This is a genomic window from Bacillus sp. VT 712 (assembly GCF_001614195.1).
GTDB classification, from domain to species: Bacteria; Bacillota; Bacilli; order Bacillales; family Bacillaceae_H; genus Priestia; species Priestia flexa.
In genome coordinates, this window is record NZ_LWBK01000002.1 from 1 (window position 1) to 18,805 (window position 18,805).

Below are 18,805 nucleotides of genomic sequence, written 5' to 3' on the forward strand. Positions count from 1 at the left end.
ATACAAATATTTCCATTCGATTAGAAATGATAGGTACCCTATGCCACTTGGAGCTCATTTTTAATTTGCTCAAGTGACGTTCCATTTGTGGTTTCACGATACACAAACTCAATGATACTGCCGATTTTTTGTTTTCTTATGCACTGAATGGCTAGGTTAAAGGCAGCCTTTCTAAGGTACATCGCAAAAACATAGGTGAACTGGACAATGGTCCAAAAACGCTTAATCGCTCGTTCACTCCGGACTTGATAACCGTTAAAGCCAACCATGCCTTTGACCTGTTTAAAGTAGGTCTCGATGCTCCAGCGTTGACTGTAATACGATAAAATTTGTTCTGTTGTCAGTTCTGTATCGGTGCTTAAAAAACAACGCATATGCTTAGGTTCCATGGGATGTTCTTCCTTCCAGCACATTAATACGACACCCATATCAAGATCGTTTAAGGCACCTTCGTACCGGTAGACTCGATAAGATTCATGACCGATTGTCACTAAATCAGTCTCTTCTTCTCTAATATAACGGGCGAATTCTTTCGCTTGAATTCGAATCCCTTGCGGATAAAGAATACGGTTTGTTTTTAAGGCACCAATCACATGAATCCCTTTTGACAACGCAACGTCAATAATGGAACCAGAGGTGTACCAACTATCACAAAGTAAGTAAACAGATGGCTGAAGCGCTGGAACACATTTAATCATCTCTATGGAGAGTTTAATTTTACTTTCCGTTGTTTCTTTATGGAATAGCTGAAACTCGTATGGATATGCTTGGTCACCGTTTTTCAACATCAGTTGGACGACTTGATGACCCCAAACGCTTTTACCGTCTGTGTGTGAAAAGTGGTACCCGCATGATTCTGTCGGGGTGCTTGCCTGTGACGAAGGCTTGGTCTTTTCACAAATCGTGTCATCCAGTAGTAGAAAAACCGGTTCATCTTGATCCATTTTTTGAAGAATCTGTTCTTGGGTCTGTCGAAGCAGGTAGCCTTCATTCCATGAACCTTTTTTCAAGAAATGGCCAAGAGTCGTACGATGTTTCTTTTGATGACTAAACGAATGAATTTCCGTTAGTTTACCTGTAAACCCCACACTCAACATCCCATCTATAAAGTGGGTTAAGTGGTTGATGACAGGTTTTGAGAAATAAAAGGGCAGCTTCCATTTTATTAAGCCATTGTAGATTTCTTCTTGATGTGATAGTCTATTCATTGGACAAATAACGCTCCTCTGGATGGATGATTGGGTCAGAGCTTTCATTCTAAACCAGGTTTGCGTATTTGTCTTTTTTATTTTATAAGATGGAAATATTTTGAACTGAATTTACTCATTATCAGTTTTAAGAAATTATCCCTAAAAAAACGTTGAAATTCTGCTCAATAGTGGATACAATTTGAATGACTTTATTATTGTAATACTTTCTAACAAACAACGAATTTTTATACATAAAGGAGAAGTTGCGATGACATGGGACGTTTTGAGCATCATCGGCACCATTGCTTTTGCAGTTAGCGGGGCGTTTATTGCAATGGAAGAAGAATATGATATTTTAGGAGTTTACATTCTAGGAATCGTCACAGCGTTTGGCGGTGGCGCCATCCGTAACTTATTAATTGGTGTACCAGTATCTGCTCTTTGGGAGCAGGGATTATTTTTTCAAATTGCGCTATTATCGATTACGGCAACCTTTTTGTTTCCAAACAGCATCTTAAAACAGTGGAAACGTTGGGGGAACTTTTCTGACGCAATTGGGCTTGCGGCTTTTGCCATTCAAGGCGCACTCTATGCTACCAGCATGGGACACCCCTTAAGCGCTGTTATCGTTGCTGCTGTATTAACAGGTAGCGGCGGTGGGATTGTACGCGACTTGCTTGCTCGCCGAAAACCGACCGTTTTAAAAGATGAAATCTATGCGCTTTGGGCAATTCTTGCAGGCTTGATTGTTGGCCTTCAAATCGCAAGCTCTCCGGTAGAGCTTTACGTATTATTTGGTTTGCTTGTTGCATGTCGTATGCTATCTTATATGTACAAATGGAAGCTGCCAATTCGTTCAATTCGCCAACCAAATATGTAATAAAAAAATCCGGCATAAATCCGGATTTTTTTATAGACGAATATCGCTTGATTTAAGCGTTATCAGCTGCTCTTTACCATAGTTTGCTTCTTCTAAAAGCCTCATGGATTGAGCTCGAATGGAGCGTTCTAAAATATTTCGCACATAGCGACCGTTGCTAAAGTCTAGAGGCGTCTGATTGTATTTTACATCCATGAAATGTTCTTTTAACTTTTTATAAGCATCGCCGCTGAATTGATACTGGCGATCATCCATCATCCGGTCTGCAATATCCATTAGCTCATTGACATCATAATCCGGAAAATCAAAGATGAACGGAAACCTTGAACGAAGACCAGGGTTTAAGCTTAAAAAGTTCTCCATTTCGCGTGGATAGCCAGCCAAAATTAAGACAAACTTATCATTTGCATCCTCCATATGCTTCACAAGCGTATCAATTGCTTCTTTCCCAAAATCTTTCTCTCCACCTCGGGCAAGCGAATAGGCTTCGTCAATGAATAAAATACCACCCAACGCTTTTTTCACAAGATCTCGGGTTTTTTGTGCTGTATGTCCAATGTACTCACCCACTAAGTCTGCTCTTTCAGCTTCAATGAGGTGTCCTTTTGATAACACATTCATATTTAAAAACAATTTCCCTAAAAGCCTTGCAACCGTTGTTTTTCCTGTACCTGGATTTCCTTTAAACATCATATGCATCGCTTGTTTTTCTGCCTTCAGACCACTTTCTTCTCTCTTTTTATTAATATATAACCAAGCATATATTTCTTTAATCATTTTTTTTAGCTCATCCATTCCAACCAGACCGCTCATTTCTCTTTCAATTTCTAGCAGTGGTTCATGATTAACAATCGGTCGTTTCACAGGACGTGGAATTGACGTTGTATAGACTCGTTCTTTCTTTGTCTCGTTATTTAAAACAATATTAATTTGCCCATTGTTTTTAAGAGTTATAGGCTGCTCCACACTGTTCACCTCTCGTTTCATCACAGTTACGCTGATGACATTGTATCGCTCTATCTCTAGCTGTAGGACGAACGAATGAAATCATCATTTTCTTTTAGCGGCTTGTATTTTTTCTGTAGCTCGCCATTACCCAAGAAATAAACGCTTATTATAGTTGTATGTGGTAAAACAGTAAACCATGTTAAGAAAAATACTTCTCTCTTTCAACCATAAGAAAAACCAGCCTCATCCCCGCGGATTTGGCTGGTTATCTGACTACTCTAATTCTACAGAGATATTTTTATTTGGAACAAACGTTGAGATTGCATGTTTATAAATTAACTGCTGCTTTCCTTCTGAATCCAATAGAACTGTAAAGTTATCAAACCCTTTAATTAGTCCGCGCAGTTGAAAACCATTTAATAAAAACACAGTGACATAAATATTTTCTTTGCGTAATTGATTTAAAAACTGATCTTGAATATTAACGGATTGTTTCACTATTCGGCCTCCTCATTTCTCTATCTTTACTAGATTAATTCGCTTCTTCTTTCAGCTTTCCTGCTACATAAGTGAAAATTTTGTTGAACTTTTCATGAAAATTGTCAACTTCCATTTCAAACCACGTTACAGGCATCTTATTACGAAACCACGTTAATTGACGTTTGGCATACCTTCTTGAATTCAACTTTAACTGTTCAATCGCTTCTTCAAGCGTGCAGTTTCCGTCGAAATATGTATACAGTTCTTTGTAGCCAATCGCTTGAATTGATTGTACATCACGAACCCCTGCATCGTACAGTGATTTGACTTCTTCTACCAAGCCTTTTTGCACCATAAGATCAACACGTTGGTTAATTCGATCGTATAGTTGTTTACGCTCCATTGTTAAACCAATGAGCGTCACATCATAGAGAAGCTCTTGAGTTTGCTCACGATTATAAACGCTGAAAGGCTTACCAGTCACTTCATACACTTCAAGAGCACGAATAACGCGCCTATGGTTGTTAGGATGAATGGACTCTGCGCCAACTGGATCTATTTCACAAAGTTTTTGATAAAGAGGCTCAATTCCATGCGCTGCAACAAAATGTTCCATGCGCTGTCTGAAGTGTTCGTCGCCTGCTGATTCAGTAAACTGATAGTCATAGATGACAGATTGAATATATAACCCTGTACCACCTACAATAATCGGCAGTTTACCCCGGTCATGAATATCTGTAATCTTCTCTCTTACCATCTCTTGAAATTCAGCCACGGAAAACGACTCAGTCGGCTCTTTAATATCAATTAAGTGATGAGGAATTCCTTCCATTTCATCGCTTGTAACCTTCGCTGTTCCGATATCCATCTTTTTATAAATTTGCATGGAATCTCCCGAAATAACTTCTCCATTTAACAGCTTGGCCATTTCAATGCTCAACTTGGTTTTACCAACGGCTGTCGGACCAATAATTACTATTAATTTTTGTTTCTCTCCCGTCATAACCACACTACTTTCATCTATTACATTTACATCTTCTCATTTTACCCGGAAAACCCATCTTTATTCAAGGCTGATAAAGAAGGAACGTTCTGTTACAGCAATTGAATTAGCGGAGCTCGACTATAAAAGTAGAAACAAAGACTCAATTCGTTTAACTGATGAAATAATAAAAGAATATGAATGGTTTTTAGAAAAAGTCAACTCTTAACCTGAACATACACCAATGACAGTAACTTGGTTGGAAAAGATATTTACTAAAAAAGAAAAAAAGCTGAATGTACATAAAAATTTCTTTACAGGCCTATAAAAAGAAGAGAAACAGGTATTGTTTGAAAGCTAGTTTTGAGCAAGCACGAAACTCCAAAACAATGATGGAGATTCTTTTTTCGCTTTGAAAATTAGCATTCTACATCTGTTCCTCTTAAAAGTTCTACCTTCTGAATTAAAAGAACCGAAAAGGATTCCTTCTACATTGAGAGCGGTTTTCTGATTGTGACTGTACACGATTTCCAGAGCGGTTTTCTGATTCGGATTGTACACGACCTTGAGAGCTGTTTTCTGCTCGACATTTTCTGCCACCACCAGAGCGGTTTTCTGATTCAGATTGTACACGATTTCCAGAAGGATTTTCTGACTGGGGTCGAACAAGAGGTTGGGATTGGTTTCCAGATTGAGGTTGTGTGCCACCACCAGAGCGGTTTTCTGCTCGACATTTTCTGCGACGGCCAGAGAGGTTTTCTGATTCGGATTGTACACGACCTTGAGAGCGGTTTTCTGCTCGACATTTTCTACGACGCCCCGAGCGATTTTGAGATGTTTCTCTTATCTGAGGTATATTAATATTAACGTTAGAGCTTCCACTATTGCTAATAATATTTTTATTTCCCGACTCATTATCTCTATTAGAACCGATATCATGGTTTGAATTGGTTTGTAATCTGTTAAAATCGTTATTCATCATAACTTCCCCTTCACATTATGTTTAATTTCTACCGCTAGTATATGCAATAGAAACTACTAACGTATAGGTAGCTGACTTACAGAATCTACATACACAATAAAAGAAAAACAATCTTTTCTTTTAAAAAAATACCTGCACCACATACCGCTTTGCAATTTTACTTTTAAACACACAATTACGGTGAAAAATGGTGCAGATATAACTTCATCAAATGGGGTAAAACATTGTATAAATCACTTTACATCACGCGCTTAAACATTTTTTCCATTTCATATGTTGAATAGTGAATGATAATTGGTCGCCCGTGCGGACAAGTAAACGGATCGGTTGTTTTTCTTAGCGTTTCAAGTAAAGCTAAAATTTCATCATTTCGAAGGTGATGATTCGCTTTGATTGAACCTTTGCAACTCATCATAATAGCAGCTTCTTCACGTAAGCTTTCTATATCTACACGTTTCATCACAAATACTTGCTGAATCATCTCTTCAATTGTTTCTTTTTCTTCACCTTTTGGGAACCACTGAGGGTGTGCTCGAACGATATAAGCATTTTGGCCAAACGGTTCTAAAAATACGCCGACATCTTCAAGAGCTCTACGATTTTCTTCTAGAATGAGCGCTTCGTTACCTGAAAACTCAAACGTGAGTGGCATTAAAAGTTCCTGCACTTCTGCATCTACTTGACCAAGCTTTTTCTTAAAGAATTCATATTTGATTCTCTCTTGAGCCGCATGCTGGTCAATGATAAACAAGCCGTTTTCATTTTGAGCTAATATATACGTACCGTGCATCTGACCAATCGGATACATGGGAGGAACTCGCTCTGCTTGCACTTCTTCGACTTTCTCATTACCCGATTCTTGCTTTTGTACATCATTTTCTTCCTCATAAGAAAACACTGGTTCTGCATCCTGCTCTTCCAGCTCATCGTATTCAAGCTCATTTTCAACATTTTCTGTCACCATAAAACCTGGCTTTTCTTGCGTTTCGGCAACGTTCTTGCTAAAGAAAGGCTGAGCTTTGCTCGGTTCAACAAATTCCTTCGATAAAGGAAGAGGCTCTTTAGGCAATCCATGATTAAACGTGAAGGTTTGCTGCTCCGTTGGCAGCACTGGTTGTTTAGAGCGAGAAGCTGCTGTCACTTCTGGTATAAGCTGCTGTTTTTTAAACGCAGCTTTAATTGCCTCTTCTACAAGCTCATACAGCTCTGCTTCTTTACTTAACCTTACTTCAAGCTTTGCTGGGTGTACGTTCACATCTACTAGCAATGGATCCATGTTAATAGCTAAAAATACAACCGGAAAGCGTCCAATCGGTAACAGCGTATGATAGCCTTGCTGGATAGCTTTTAAAAGCCCGTAGTTTTTTATAAATCTACCGTTAATTGTCGTAGACATATAGCTTCGAGATGCACGTGTTACTTCCGGCAAGGCAATATAGCCGGTGATATCATAATCTAGCGATTCTACCTTTAACGGAATCATCTTTTTCGCTACTGCCATCCCATAGATAGCGGCTAACACTTGACGCGCATCTCCACTTCCGTTTGTATAGAGAAGCTGACGACCTTGGTGAATTAAACGAATGGATACATGAGGATTCGCCATGGCAAGGCGATTCACAACATCCGTTACGTTTCCTAATTCTGTATTAATTGTTTTCATGTATTTAAGGCGTGCTGGCGTGTTGAAAAATAGGTTTTCTACAATAATTTCTGTACCTTTTCGGCTTGAAGACGGTTCGTGATGCGTTATTTCTCCTCCACGAAGCTTTAAGTGGGTACCGGCTTCATCACCGGTACTTGTCTTAATTTCAAGCATGGATACAGACGCAATACTTGGCAGTGCTTCACCGCGAAAACCTAATGTCCGAATTCGGAACAAGTCGTTCTCAGTCTTAATCTTACTCGTCGCATGTCGACGGAAAGCAGTTAAGCAATCTTCAGGTGCAATCCCGTCTCCGTTATCTAAAATACGAATCTTTGATAACCCTGCTTCTTCTAGTTCAATTTCAATAACTGTGCTATTTGCATCAATCGCATTTTCAACGAGCTCTTTCACAACAGAAGCAGGTCGTTCTACAACCTCTCCTGCTGCGATTTTATTTGAAAGTTCGTCTGAAAGCTGTCTAATTTTACCCACAGACTCACCCCTTTCAAGTCTATTTCTTCTTTAGTAGTTTTTGTAGCTTATACATGGCGTTCATTGCATCAAGCGGCGTCATCTCAAGAAGATCAAGCTGCTTTAATTCTGCTAGAATTTGCTTTTCACGCTTCGATAAACTGGCTTCTTTTACCTGCTGTTCTTTTTCTTCTCCGAAAAATGAAAGTTGACTTTGCTCGGTATCTGTTTTAGTTTCAGCTTTTGGTTGCTCAATTGGCTGAGGTTCAGGTTCAGCTACTGCATCAGCAGTCGGCTTCACTTTTTGCTCTTCGCTCGCGTTCTCAAAATCTGCTAAAATGACGCGCGCACGCTGCAATAAAGGCTCTGGAAGCTCTGCTAGCTCAGCAACATGGATACCATAACTCTTATCTGCTGGCCCTTCTTTAATTTTGTGTAAGAAGACCACCTTATTGTTCTTTTCAATTGCGCTAACATGCACATTACGCAGTGCTGAAAGCTGTTGATCTAATACCGTTAACTCATGATAGTGTGTAGAAAATAGTGTTTTACATCCAATATGTTCGTGCACATATTCAATAATTGCTTGAGCCAGCGCCATTCCATCATATGTTGACGTACCTCGTCCAATTTCATCCAGTAAAATTAAGCTTGACTGTGTCGCATTGGTAACTGCATTTTTCGTTTCTAACATTTCAACCATAAACGTACTTTGACCTGAGATTAAATCATCCGCTGCTCCAATTCGCGTAAACACTTGATCAAAGATGGGCAGCTCTGCTTCTTCTGCAGGAACAAAGCAGCCGATTTGTCCTAAAATGGCTGTTAGCGCTACTTGGCGCATATACGTACTTTTACCCGACATATTTGGTCCTGTAATGAGTAAGATTGAGCTATCGTCAGTCATTTGACAGTCGTTTGGTACATACTCTTGTGCATTCATCACTTTTTCAACAACGGGATGACGCCCATTTTTAATATGAATATCTCCATTAGTAGAGAATGTAGGTTTTGTATAATGACGCTCTTCACTGACCTTTGCAAAACACTGCAATACATCAAGCTCACTTACTTTTTTAGCTAACGCTTGAAGACGAGGAATATATACTTTGACCTCTTCACGAATTTGCGCAAACAGCTCGTACTCAAGCTCAACAATTTTTTCTTCCGCTTCTAAAATAAGCGCTTCTTTTTCTTTAAGCTCAGGTGTAATAAAGCGCTCAGCGTTCGTTAAGGTTTGCTTACGCTCATACATCCCTTCAGGTAGTAAATGCAAGTTGGCACGCGTTACTTCGATGTAGTAGCCGAACACGCGGTTATAACCAATTTTCAACGAACGAATCCCTGTTCTTTCACGCTCTTTCTGCTCTAAAGAAGCAATCCATGTCTTCCCGTTCCGACTAGCATCTCGATATTGATCAAGCTGATGGTTATAATTATCTGCAATAATATCCCCTTCTTTAATTGATAGAGGAGGATGTTCTTTTAATCCTCTTTCCAGTAGCGCAGTTAACCTTTCACATGGGTCAATATCTTCAACGAGTTTAGAAGCATATGGATTATTTAATCGATAAACCACTTCTTGAATTTCAGGAACCTTTTGCAGGGATTTGCGCAGCTGTACTAAATCACGCGCATTAACGTTACCAAATGCTACGCGACCTGCTAAACGCTCTAGGTCATACACTTCTTTTAATAAATCTCGCAGTTCTTCACGTTCAAAAAATTGTTTCATAAGAACGTCAACCATATTTAAACGCTCATCAATTTTCTCTTTGCTTAGAAGCGGGCGGTCAATCCAATTTTTTAATAAACGTCCACCCATTGCCGTGACTGTTTGATCTAATAACCATAAAAGAGATCCTTTTTTACCTTTTGAACGAATCGTTTCTGTTAACTCTAAGTTTCGCTTAGAAAACAAATCAATCTTCATATATTCATTGATTTGATAAAGCTGTACAGGCTGTAAATGTTCAAGAGAACGCTTTTGTGTACGTACTAAATACTGTAAAATACGAGCAAATGTATCTACTAATTTTTGCTGTTGAAGTGATTCAGTTAAATGTAAAAAGGCATCTTCAACCTTTGTACTTTCTTCAAACGAAATAGTGATGGTCATTCTCTCTTTCACTGTTTGCAGCAATTCAGCAGAAAAGCTGCTTGAAACAACTATTTCCTTTGCTTCTTTGGCATAGATTTCAGAAACAACGTCATGGAATGAAGAAATAAGCGTGACGCTATTTTCCCCGGTCGATAAATCCGATAGCGCTAATCCAAACGTGTCATCTGGGAAATGCGTGACCGAGCAAATATAATTATTTTCTTTTTCTTGCAGTCCTTTTTCGTTCATTAAAGTCCCTGGTGAAATGACTTGAATGACTTCACGCTTTACGACGCCTTTGGCTTTTTTAGGGTCCTCTACTTGTTCACAAATTGCCACCTTATAGCCTTTTTCAATTAATCTTTCAATATATGTAGGCGCTGAGTGGTAAGGTACACCGCACATTGGGATGCGATCATCGCCCCCTCCGTCTCGGCTTGTTAACGTAATTTCTAATTCTTGAGATGCAGTCGTTGCATCTTCAAAAAACATTTCGTAAAAATCACCTAATCTAAAAAATAAAAAGGCATCTTGATAGTCTGCCTTGATTTTTAAATATTGCTGTATCATTGGCGTATATGTTGCCATACTATTCCTCCAAAAACTTCTGTTAATCATTTTTTCTACACGTATTATAACATAGGTTGGCAAAAAACTTCATGATTGTAAAACTTGCTAACCACTTTTGGTGCACATAAAAAAACTAGGAAGAAATTCTTCCTAGTTATTCATCGTCACCTAAAATGAAATCTGGATTGAGGTCTTCAAATTCATCGTCATCAACGTCTAAATCAAGTTCATCACCATCATCGCATCCTTTTGGATTAACGGCTACGCATACTTTTGTCTCACCAATTACCTCGGCTAAAAGCTCTCTCTCTACTTGGACAATCGTTTTGTTTCCGTTTGGTGAAATTGTACACTCAAGGCAATTTGGCTGCTGTAGCACTCGTACGATAATTTCGCAATCATCTCCAAAAGCATCGTCATCTTTCTGGCGAAGCTTAATCACATCACGATAGTGAACCGTCTCTGTAAACACTTCTGTTTTTGTATTATCTTTGAAAGAATACCAGACGTTAATATCATATTTGCCGTCCACTTCAACTGTATTTCCGCGCTTTTTAGCATCATACTGATGGTTAATTACCCAGCAACCTAAAATGCTCGTCGGTCGGTTCGGTGGTGTAAGCGTGTGTGATGACTGCGTAAACTTACGCCCTTTACCTACGACTGCTTTTGTAATAATTTCTCTATAGTGTTGTGACATGTGAGCATACCCTCCTCAAACTATCTTCATTTCATCCTATGCAGGTTCTATCGCTTGTTTGCACATTATTTTGTAAAACTAGGTTAAAGACATAAAAAACCTATGTTTCATTGTATGCAACACCTTAGAGAAATGTGACAATTATTCTAGAGAAAATTGTACAACATAAAAAAACTCCCAGCTTCCGCTGGGAGTTTTTTATCAATGGCAGCTTGCCCCCGGAGTGTTACGAACTTTTGAGCCCGTTTCACCACGAAGTACGTCACCATCAGTTGCCACAATAATTTCATCAGTGACCGTATTTGAAATTGTGCTCGCCACAAGTTGAAGCAAATCATTAACGTTAACCTGAGAGTCTTGAAACTGCTGAATAATTGGCAGCTCATCTAACTCAGCTTGGATTCGATCGATTTTTTCTTCCACTTGCTTTAACGCTTCAGTTTTTCCATAGTGCTGAAAGTTAACCGCTTGTTTTTGCAGGCTTTTAATGCTCGCAATTTTTTCACGAACTTTTTGGTTTTCGTTCAGCTGAGCTTCTGCACGCTTGAAGAATTCAACTTCTTCCGTTTCAGAAATCATTTTTGCAAGTTCTTTCGCTCTTGCAATCACATCACTTTTTGTGTACTGCGACATTTCACTTCACCTCTGCTGCTTCTTCTACCATCTCTCCATCTAAAGACCATGTCTTAGCTTTTGTAATTTTCACTTTTACAACTTGACCAATTACTGATTCTGGTGCTACGAAGTTTACAAGCTTATTCTTTTCAGTATAGCCAGCTAACACATTCGGGTTGTTTTTACTTTCACCCTCCACTAATACTTCGACAACACGACCTTCGTATTCCTGCATTTTCTTTGCAGAAATTTCGTTTACAAGTGCATTTAAGCGCTGAAGACGCTCTTTTTTCACTTCCATCGGTACGTTGTCTTTCATTTTAGCAGCTGGTGTACCCTCACGAGGAGAGTAGATGAACGTATAAGCACTATCAAATTCCACTTCACGGTACAATGATAGCGTTTCTTCAAACTGCTCGTCCGTTTCATTAGGGAAACCAACAATAATATCAGTGGTAAGAGATGCTGTTGGAATTGCTTCTTTAATTTTACGAACAAGCTCTAGGTAGTGCTCACGCGTGTATTTACGCGCCATGATCTTCAGAATATCTGAGCTACCTGACTGAACTGGTAAATGGATGTGATCAACTAAGTTTCCACCTTTTGCTAACACTTCAATTAAGCGGTCATCGAAGTCACGTGGATGACTTGTTGTAAAGCGAATACGCAGAACATCAATTTTACGAATCTCATCCATTAAGTCACCTAGACCATATTCCATATCTTCAAAGTCTTTTCCGTATGCATTTACGTTTTGACCAAGAAGCGTAATTTCTTTATACCCTTGAGCTGCTAAATGACGCACCTCTTGAATGATTTCTTCTGGACGACGGCTACGCTCTTTACCACGCGTATAAGGAACGATACAGTACGTACAGAACTTATCACAGCCATACATGATATTTACCCACGCTTTAATGCTGCCTTTTCTTGCACGTGGCAGATTTTCAATAACGTCTCCTTCTTTTGACCATACTTCAATCACCATTTCTTTTGCCATATATGCTTCATTTAGAATATGAGGCAAGCGGTGAATGTTATGCGTTCCAAAAATCATATCAACATGCTGATGTTTTTGTAAGATTTTATTAACGACTGACTCTTCCTGTGACATACAGCCACATACTCCGATCAATAAGTCTGGACGCTCACGCTTTAAAGCCTTTAAATGCCCTAGTTCACCAAATACTTTATTTTCAGCATTTTCACGAATGGCACACGTATTTAATAAAACGACGTGTGCATCTTGAACGGAGTCAGTTGGCTCATAGCCTAAGCTTAAGAAAATTCCTGCCATTACTTCCGTATCATGCTCGTTCATTTGACAGCCGTATGTACGAATATAAAACTTACGGCCTTGTCCCATGCCTCTGAAACGCTCTTCAATAGAAAAGTCGTTATGATAAGCAACCTCTTCTTTACCGCGCTTTTTTGCGTCCTTTAAAGAAGGTGGCATATATACTGTTTGGAAATATTTGCTGTAATCCTTCTCGGATTTTTTGTCCGCTGGAGTTACTTGTCCACTTTCTAAACGTTGTTTTTCGTTCATATAAAAGCTCCTTTCAACGTGCACATTTACTAATTTTTTCATTGTTATGCGTTGCTTTATAAACTCGTTAAAAAAATGCCATTCATGTCTTTATTTTTTGTCCTCATTCATACAAAAAACGAAACGGAATCACATTATATTAGTATATAACTTTCATCTATTGAACACAATAACATACCCTTGAGCTGTAAAAAAGAAAATACTGCAGCCTGCAGTATTTTCTTGACGTTTATACTAAAATCTTCAACTCTTTTCCTACTTTTTCAAAAGCGCTAAGAGAAGCTGTTAATTCTTCCTTTGTATGCTGAGCCGTTACGATTGTTCTGATTCTTGCTTTCCCTTTAGCAACCGTTGGAAACGCAATTCCTTGAGCAAAGATGCCTGTTTCTGCTAGCTTTTCTGAAAACTGATGCGTCAATGCTTCATCTCCAATGATAACGGGTGTAATAGGCGTTTCGCTATGTCCGATATCATAGCCTAACTTAGATAACCCTTGTTTAAAGAATGCCGTGTTTTCCCACAATGTTTCAATGAGCTCTGGCTCTTCAAGCAATACATCGATAGCTGCGCTGCATGCGGCCGTCACTGCTGGTGGATGAGAAGTACTAAACAAAAAAGGTCGACCTTTGTGAATTAAATAATCAATTAATGTCTGGGAGCTCGCGATATAACCGCCAAGAACACCAACTGCTTTACTTAACGTCCCTACTTGAATATGAACGCGTCCGTCTAAACTGAAATGATTGACTGTACCTCGGCCATTCTCACCAAGCACTCCGGAGGCATGAGCATCGTCCACCATTACAAGAGCATCATATTGTTCAGCTAACTCAACGATTTTCGGAAGCGGTGCAATATTACCATCCATTGAGAATACACCATCCGTTACAATAATCCGTTTACGATAGTCTCCTGACTCTTTAAGAGCTCTTTCCAAATCTTCCGTATCCACATGCTTATATACTTTACGAGCAGCTTTTGTTAATCGAATCCCATCAATGATGGATGCGTGATTTAATTCGTCAGAAATAACAACATCTTCATGTGTTAAAATTGATGAAAGCACGCCTTGATTTGTCGTGAAGCCAGATTGAAACACAAGTGCTGCCTCCGTATGCTTGAATTTTGCTAATTTTTTCTCCAGCGCCTCATGCATAGAGAATGTTCCTGCAATGGTTCTCACAGATCCCGTACCGGCACCATATTTTTGAACCGCTTCAATAGCCGCATCCTTCATTTTCGGATGGGATGTTAAGCCTAGATAGTTGTTTGACGATAGCTGAATAAGCGTCTGCCCGTTAATCTGCACTTTTGATCCTTGTTCAGACTCAATTGGTATAAGCTTGCGAAAAGTACCTGCTTTCTTCATTTCCTGTAGCTCTTGATCTAAAAACTCAAATCCTCTCATTTACCCCTTCCCCTTTCAACTACTCTAAGATAAATACAACTTTCCCACATTTTCCTTCCATCATGAGCTCAAAGCCTTTTTCATAGTCTTCTAGTGGCAAGCGATGCGTAATTAGTTCGTTCATATTCAGCTGATTTCCTGCCAATAAATTAGACACTGTATACCAAGTTGAAAACATTTTACGCCCTGTGATACCTTGAACCGTTACCCCTTTAAATACAATATCATTCGTCACATCAATGGAAACAGGTGCCGTTGGTAAGCTTAAAATAGATACTCTCCCTCCATTTGCTACCATCTTAAAGCCTTGATTCATTGCTGTCGGCTGGCCCGACATCTCACAGACAACATCAATACCATTTCCACTTGTCAGCTTATTGATAACCTCTAGAGGATCTTGTTCAAGTGGATTAAGTACAATGTGAGTTCCAAGGTCCTTGGCAAGGCTCAAGCGATACTCATTCACATCCATTGCTATCACTAAAGATGCTCCGGAAGCTTTTGCAACGGCTACGGTCATTAAACCGATAGGTCCGCACCCTATTACTAAGACAGATTTACCCGCAATACTGTCATTTAAAACTGTATGAACTGCATTTCCAAGCGGCTCCTGCAAACACGCAACATCATGTGATAAGTGATTAGGGTTTTTCCAAATATTTTGAGCTGGTACAGCTACGTACTCAGCAAAACAGCCCATTCGGTCAACGCCAATAATCTTTGTCTTTTGACAAATATGAGCATTACCTAACAAGCACTGCATACAGCGTCCGCATACAATATGCGTTTCAGCAGAAACAGAGTCCCCAATCTGTACTCCTGCTACATTTTGACCAATTTGAACAACTTCCCCCGAAAATTCATGACCGAACACGTAAGGAGGATTGACTCGTGAAGATGCCCATTTATCCCATTTATAAATATGAACGTCTGTACCGCAAATTGAAGTTGCTTTCACTTTAATTAATACTTCATCATCGGCAATCGATGGAATATCAACTTCAGCCAAAACAGCTCCAAACCCTCTTTTATCCTTCACCAACGCTTTCATCTTTCCACCCATGGTGCACATCCCCTTTTTATAAAAACGCTTTCATCACAAATATATTAACACCTTTTTAAATACAGGTAAATAACCGAGTCCTCTCCATATATACATATGTCACCAAGGGGGGAAAAATATCAAAAAGAGTTTGGGACATAACAAAATGATTGCTTCTAAAAGACGAACAATAGCTGTTCCAATCTTTTTGGTTTGTCTGAACACGTTCGTTCCATTGCGCTACGGCCACTCGCTTTCCGCGGGGAGGAACCTGAGCTTCCTCGCTGCGCTGCGGGATCTCCGTTTTCCCTCTCTTTCCCGCAGGAGTCGAGTGTCCTACGCTCCATTCCACCCTGTTTCCAACATTGTTTTCACAATCAACAAAAAACCTGAACGATTAAAAGTTATGAACTCTCAATCGTTCAGGTATGGTAGAGGCTGAACTACTTATGTCCCAGCCTCTTTTTTGTTTACATAAATTCAGCTACAAGCTCTTTAAATTTATCTTCTGACATCATTAAATCAGAATCAGCAAGTGGTTGGTCGCTATAACCGTGCACAAGCTGCTGATAAGAAGGTTGGTTAGCATTTTGATAAATTAAGCCGGTTACTAAACCATTATGCTCCATCAATGTCTGCATCGCTTGCATACGGTTTGCTGGATCATAGTTTTCAATTGTTTTTAAGCTTGTTAAATTCTCTTTAAACCAATCATACGTATTCACTTTGTTATACGTTACGCATGGGCTGAATACGTTAATTAAAGAAAACCCTTTATGCTGAATACCCTGTTCAATTAAACTTGTAAGCTCTTTTAAATCAGTTGAAAAGCTCTGTGCCACAAATGTTGCACCAGATGTTAAAGCAAGTTCCATGACGGACAAAGATGATTCAATCGAACCTTCTGGCGTACTCTTTGTCTTAAATCCTACGTCGCTACGAGGAGATGTTTGCCCTTTTGTTAAACCATAAATTTGGTTATCCATTACGATATATGTCACATCAATGTTACGGCGAATTGCATGAACAGTATGCCCCATACCAATGGCAAATCCATCTCCATCTCCACCAGAAGCAATAACTGTTAAATCACGGTTAGCCATTTTCACACCTTGTGCAATTGGTAGAGCGCGTCCATGAATACCATGAAATCCGTATGAATTAATATAACCCGAAATACGACCAGAGCATCCAATACCAGAAATAACCGCTAATTCATGTGGTTCTAGTCCTACGTTAGCCGATGCACGTTGAATTGCTGCTTGAACCGAGAAATCTCCACACCCTGGACACCAGTTAGGTTTTACACTATTACGAAAATCTTTAAACGTTGCCATTAATCAAGCACATCTCCTTACTTTTTGTGTAGACTTCTTGCGGTAAGAATGGGTTTCCATCATACTTTAAGATACTCTGCACTTTATGGTGATTACCGACATTCATCTTTAAAATATTGGCTAATTGACCCGTTGCGTTATTTTCCACTACAATTACCTTCTTCGCTCCATTTACATAAGGAAGAATTTCATCAACAGGGAACGGATGAATCAAGCGAATATGCGCATGGTTGACGCGAAGTCCATCTGCTTCTAAGCGTTCCATCGCTTCTTCAATTGCTCCTCTTGTTGAGTTAAAGCCAACGAATAAAACATCTGAATCAACTTCATCTGAGTGCAGGTGAATTGGTGTTTTAAACTGAATGTTGTCTAACTTTCTCATACGTTTATCCATTTGATTATTACGGTTGATTGGTGACTCAGAAGGCTTTCCTGTTTCATCATGTTCAACTCCTGTTACGTGGTGAATACCGTTTTTCATACCAGGAACAACACGAGGAGAAACGCCATCTTTTGTCACTTCATAGCGCTTATAGTATTCTTTCGCTTCAAGCTCAGGAAGCTCAGCTTCTTGAAGCTTTCCTCGGCGAATTTGAATACGACTATAATCTAAAGGATTCACAGATTGCTTCCCAAGTGAAAGCTGTAAATCTGTCAGCATGATAACAGGACACTGGTATTCTTCAGCTAAGTTAAATGCTTCAATGGTATCATAGAAGGCTTCTTCAACTGTACTTGGCGCCATCACAATTTTAGGAATTTCACCATGGGTACCATAGATCATTGCCATTAAATCTGATTGTTCTTGTTTAGTTGGTAGTCCTGTACTTGGACCTCCACGCTGTGTATCGATGATAACGATTGGTTGCTCTGTAATCCCTGCAAGACCAATTGATTCCATCATAAGAGATAGTCCTGGACCTGCTGATGCTGTTAACGCACGAACGCCGGCATAGTTTGCACCAATTGCCATTGTACATGCTGCAATTTCATCCTCAGTTTGAATAACCGTACCACCAAACTGCGGAAGCTTTTTAATTAAGTATTCCATGATTTCTGATGCAGGCGTAATTGGGTATGCCGGCATAAAGCGAGCTCCACCTGCTACAGCACCTAGAGCAATAGCGTCATTTCCAATCATAAACATGCGCTTTTGTCCATCTGCTGGTTCAAGTCTCATCGTCTCTAAGTTCTCACCAAGCTGCTCACGAATATACTCTGCGCCTCGTTTAATGGCTTCCATATTCTTTTGAACAACCTGTTGTCCTTTGCGACCAAAAATCTCTAATACTACTTCTTCGAATACATCTGTATCAATATGTAAAACAGCGCTTGAAGCTCCTACTGCTACCATGTTCTTCATTAAAGATGTACCAAGCTCAGTTGCAATTTCTGTAAACGGAACGGAATACAATGTTGCCGTTGTACAGCTTTCTGGAAGTGCTGGTTTAAACTTTGCATCTCCAATGACAATTCCACCTTGACGAAGCTCATGTACATTCACATCAATCGTTTCTTGGTCAAACGCTACTAAAATATCTAAATCATCCGATACAGAACGTACTTGCGTTGTACTTACGCGAATTTTATTGTTTGTATGTCCACCTTTAATACGTGAAGAAAAATGACGATAGCCGTATAAATAGTACCCTAATCGATTTAAGGCAGTTGAGAAAATTTCACCTGTACTTTCGATTCCTTCACCCTGCTGACCGCCAACTTTCCATGAAAGCTGCTTTACCATCTAAGCCACTCCTTTTATTCTGTCAAGATTGCTCTTTTTTCTAACGAAATCACTCTAAAAACGAGCAATAAAATACTAAGTTTCTTAATCCGTCTACAATTCTATTCCCACATGTACTAAAATGCAACCCTTTCCACATAATTCACAGATTTATATTT

15 protein-coding genes and 1 pseudogene are annotated in these 18,805 nt (G+C 39.4%); 2 read left to right on the forward strand and 14 right to left on the reverse strand.

Annotation, left to right across the window (positions count from 1 at the left end):
* Positions 1–38: 38 nt before the first annotated feature.
* Positions 39–1,208, reverse strand: coding sequence for an IS701 family transposase (locus A2U94_RS00745; RefSeq protein ID WP_062954391.1), 1,170 nt, complete (start codon positions 1,206–1,208; stop codon positions 39–41).
* Between the two features lie 250 nt (positions 1,209–1,458).
* On the opposite strand from A2U94_RS00745, the gene A2U94_RS00750 reads away from it, so the two are divergent.
* Positions 1,459–2,070, forward strand: a complete 612-nt coding sequence (locus A2U94_RS00750) for a trimeric intracellular cation channel family protein (protein ID WP_025908615.1) — start codon at positions 1,459–1,461, stop codon at positions 2,068–2,070.
* A 30-nt stretch (positions 2,071–2,100) separates the two neighbouring features.
* Here the strand turns inward: A2U94_RS00750 and spoVK are convergent, their stop codons facing one another.
* The 3 genes from spoVK to miaA all read right to left on the reverse strand — a co-directional run bounded on the left by spoVK (position 2,101) and on the right by miaA (position 4,501).
* Positions 2,101–3,036, reverse strand: a complete 936-nt coding sequence (gene spoVK, locus A2U94_RS00755; RefSeq protein WP_025908614.1) for a stage V sporulation protein K — start codon at positions 3,034–3,036, stop codon at positions 2,101–2,103.
* A gap of 255 nt (positions 3,037–3,291) precedes the next feature.
* Entirely contained in the window at positions 3,292–3,516 is a 225-nt protein-coding gene (hfq, locus tag A2U94_RS00760) for an RNA chaperone Hfq (protein ID WP_025908613.1), read from the reverse strand.
* Between the two features lie 34 nt (positions 3,517–3,550).
* Positions 3,551–4,501 carry a tRNA (adenosine(37)-N6)-dimethylallyltransferase MiaA gene (gene miaA, locus A2U94_RS00765; protein ID WP_025908612.1) on the reverse strand — a complete coding sequence of 317 codons (951 nt, stop codon included), beginning with the start codon at positions 4,499–4,501 and terminating at the stop codon, positions 3,551–3,553.
* Between miaA and A2U94_RS22275 the strand changes: the two are divergent.
* Positions 4,431–4,808, forward strand: a pseudogene (locus tag A2U94_RS22275) (hypothetical protein). The gene miaA and the pseudogene A2U94_RS22275 sit on opposite strands and share 71 nt — an antisense overlap.
* Positions 4,809–4,943: 135 nt before the next feature.
* On the opposite strand, the gene A2U94_RS00770 reads toward A2U94_RS22275, so the two are convergent.
* From A2U94_RS00770 to A2U94_RS00815, 10 genes are all read right to left on the reverse strand, one after another.
* Positions 4,944–5,462 (reverse strand): hypothetical protein, encoded by a 519-nt coding sequence (locus A2U94_RS00770; RefSeq protein ID WP_156482207.1) that lies wholly within the window; start codon positions 5,460–5,462, stop codon positions 4,944–4,946.
* Between the two features lie 238 nt (positions 5,463–5,700).
* On the reverse strand, positions 5,701–7,602 hold the full coding sequence (mutL, locus tag A2U94_RS00775) for a DNA mismatch repair endonuclease MutL (protein WP_025908610.1): 1,902 nt from the start codon (positions 7,600–7,602) through the stop codon (positions 5,701–5,703).
* 19 nt (positions 7,603–7,621) lie between these two features.
* The gene (mutS, locus tag A2U94_RS00780) at positions 7,622–10,270 is read right to left on the reverse strand and encodes a DNA mismatch repair protein MutS (RefSeq protein ID WP_025908609.1); all 2,649 of its coding nucleotides are present in this window, start codon (positions 10,268–10,270) and stop codon (positions 7,622–7,624) included.
* Positions 10,271–10,406: 136 nt separating this feature from the next.
* Entirely contained in the window at positions 10,407–10,952 is a 546-nt protein-coding gene (locus tag A2U94_RS00785; RefSeq protein WP_025908608.1) for an outer spore coat protein CotE, read from the reverse strand.
* A gap of 201 nt (positions 10,953–11,153) precedes the next feature.
* A complete protein-coding gene (locus A2U94_RS00790) occupies positions 11,154–11,585 on the reverse strand; it encodes a YlbF/YmcA family competence regulator (RefSeq protein WP_025908607.1) in 432 nt (143 codons plus the stop codon).
* Between the two features lies 1 nt (position 11,586).
* Positions 11,587–13,116: a tRNA (N6-isopentenyl adenosine(37)-C2)-methylthiotransferase MiaB gene (miaB, locus tag A2U94_RS00795; RefSeq protein WP_025908606.1), complete on the reverse strand. Its 1,530-nt coding sequence runs from the start codon at positions 13,114–13,116 to the stop codon at positions 11,587–11,589.
* Positions 13,117–13,345: 229 nt separating this feature from the next.
* Positions 13,346–14,524 carry a glycine C-acetyltransferase gene (locus A2U94_RS00800; protein ID WP_025908605.1) on the reverse strand — a complete coding sequence of 393 codons (1,179 nt, stop codon included), beginning with the start codon at positions 14,522–14,524 and terminating at the stop codon, positions 13,346–13,348.
* 19 nt (positions 14,525–14,543) lie between these two features.
* On the reverse strand, positions 14,544–15,587 hold the full coding sequence (gene tdh, locus A2U94_RS00805; RefSeq protein ID WP_025908604.1) for an L-threonine 3-dehydrogenase: 1,044 nt from the start codon (positions 15,585–15,587) through the stop codon (positions 14,544–14,546).
* Between the two features lie 449 nt (positions 15,588–16,036).
* Positions 16,037–16,903, reverse strand: coding sequence for a 2-oxoacid:ferredoxin oxidoreductase subunit beta (locus A2U94_RS00810; RefSeq protein ID WP_025908602.1), 867 nt, complete (start codon positions 16,901–16,903; stop codon positions 16,037–16,039).
* Positions 16,890–18,647: a 2-oxoacid:acceptor oxidoreductase subunit alpha gene (locus tag A2U94_RS00815; protein ID WP_025908601.1), complete on the reverse strand. Its 1,758-nt coding sequence runs from the start codon at positions 18,645–18,647 to the stop codon at positions 16,890–16,892. Before A2U94_RS00815 ends, A2U94_RS00810 begins: the two co-directional genes overlap by 14 nt.
* Between the last annotated feature and the right edge of the window lie 158 nt (positions 18,648–18,805).

Excerpts from the sequence above, each read along its gene's own strand:
- A2U94_RS00800 (WP_025908605.1), bottom strand. The coding sequence starts at position 14,524 with ATGAGAGGATTTGAGTTTTTAGATCAAGAGCTACAGGAAATGAAGAAA.
- A2U94_RS00785 (WP_025908608.1), bottom strand. The coding sequence starts at position 10,952 with ATGTCACAACACTATAGAGAAATTATTACAAAAGCAGTCGTAGGTAAA.
- A2U94_RS00750 (WP_025908615.1), top strand. The coding sequence starts at position 1,459 with ATGACATGGGACGTTTTGAGCATCATCGGCACCATTGCTTTTGCAGTT.
- mutS (WP_025908609.1), bottom strand. The coding sequence starts at position 10,270 with ATGGCAACATATACGCCAATGATACAGCAATATTTAAAAATCAAGGCA.
- A2U94_RS00810 (WP_025908602.1), bottom strand. The coding sequence starts at position 16,903 with ATGGCAACGTTTAAAGATTTTCGTAATAGTGTAAAACCTAACTGGTGT.
- A2U94_RS00790 (WP_025908607.1), bottom strand. The coding sequence starts at position 11,585 with ATGTCGCAGTACACAAAAAGTGATGTGATTGCAAGAGCGAAAGAACTT.
- A2U94_RS00745 (WP_062954391.1), bottom strand. The coding sequence starts at position 1,208 with ATGAATAGACTATCACATCAAGAAGAAATCTACAATGGCTTAATAAAA.
- tdh (WP_025908604.1), bottom strand. The coding sequence starts at position 15,587 with ATGGGTGGAAAGATGAAAGCGTTGGTGAAGGATAAAAGAGGGTTTGGA.
- A2U94_RS00770 (WP_156482207.1), bottom strand. The coding sequence starts at position 5,462 with ATGATGAATAACGATTTTAACAGATTACAAACCAATTCAAACCATGAT.
- miaA (WP_025908612.1), bottom strand. The coding sequence starts at position 4,501 with ATGACGGGAGAGAAACAAAAATTAATAGTAATTATTGGTCCGACAGCC.
- miaB (WP_025908606.1), bottom strand. The coding sequence starts at position 13,116 with ATGAACGAAAAACAACGTTTAGAAAGTGGACAAGTAACTCCAGCGGAC.
- A2U94_RS00815 (WP_025908601.1), bottom strand. The coding sequence starts at position 18,647 with ATGGTAAAGCAGCTTTCATGGAAAGTTGGCGGTCAGCAGGGTGAAGGA.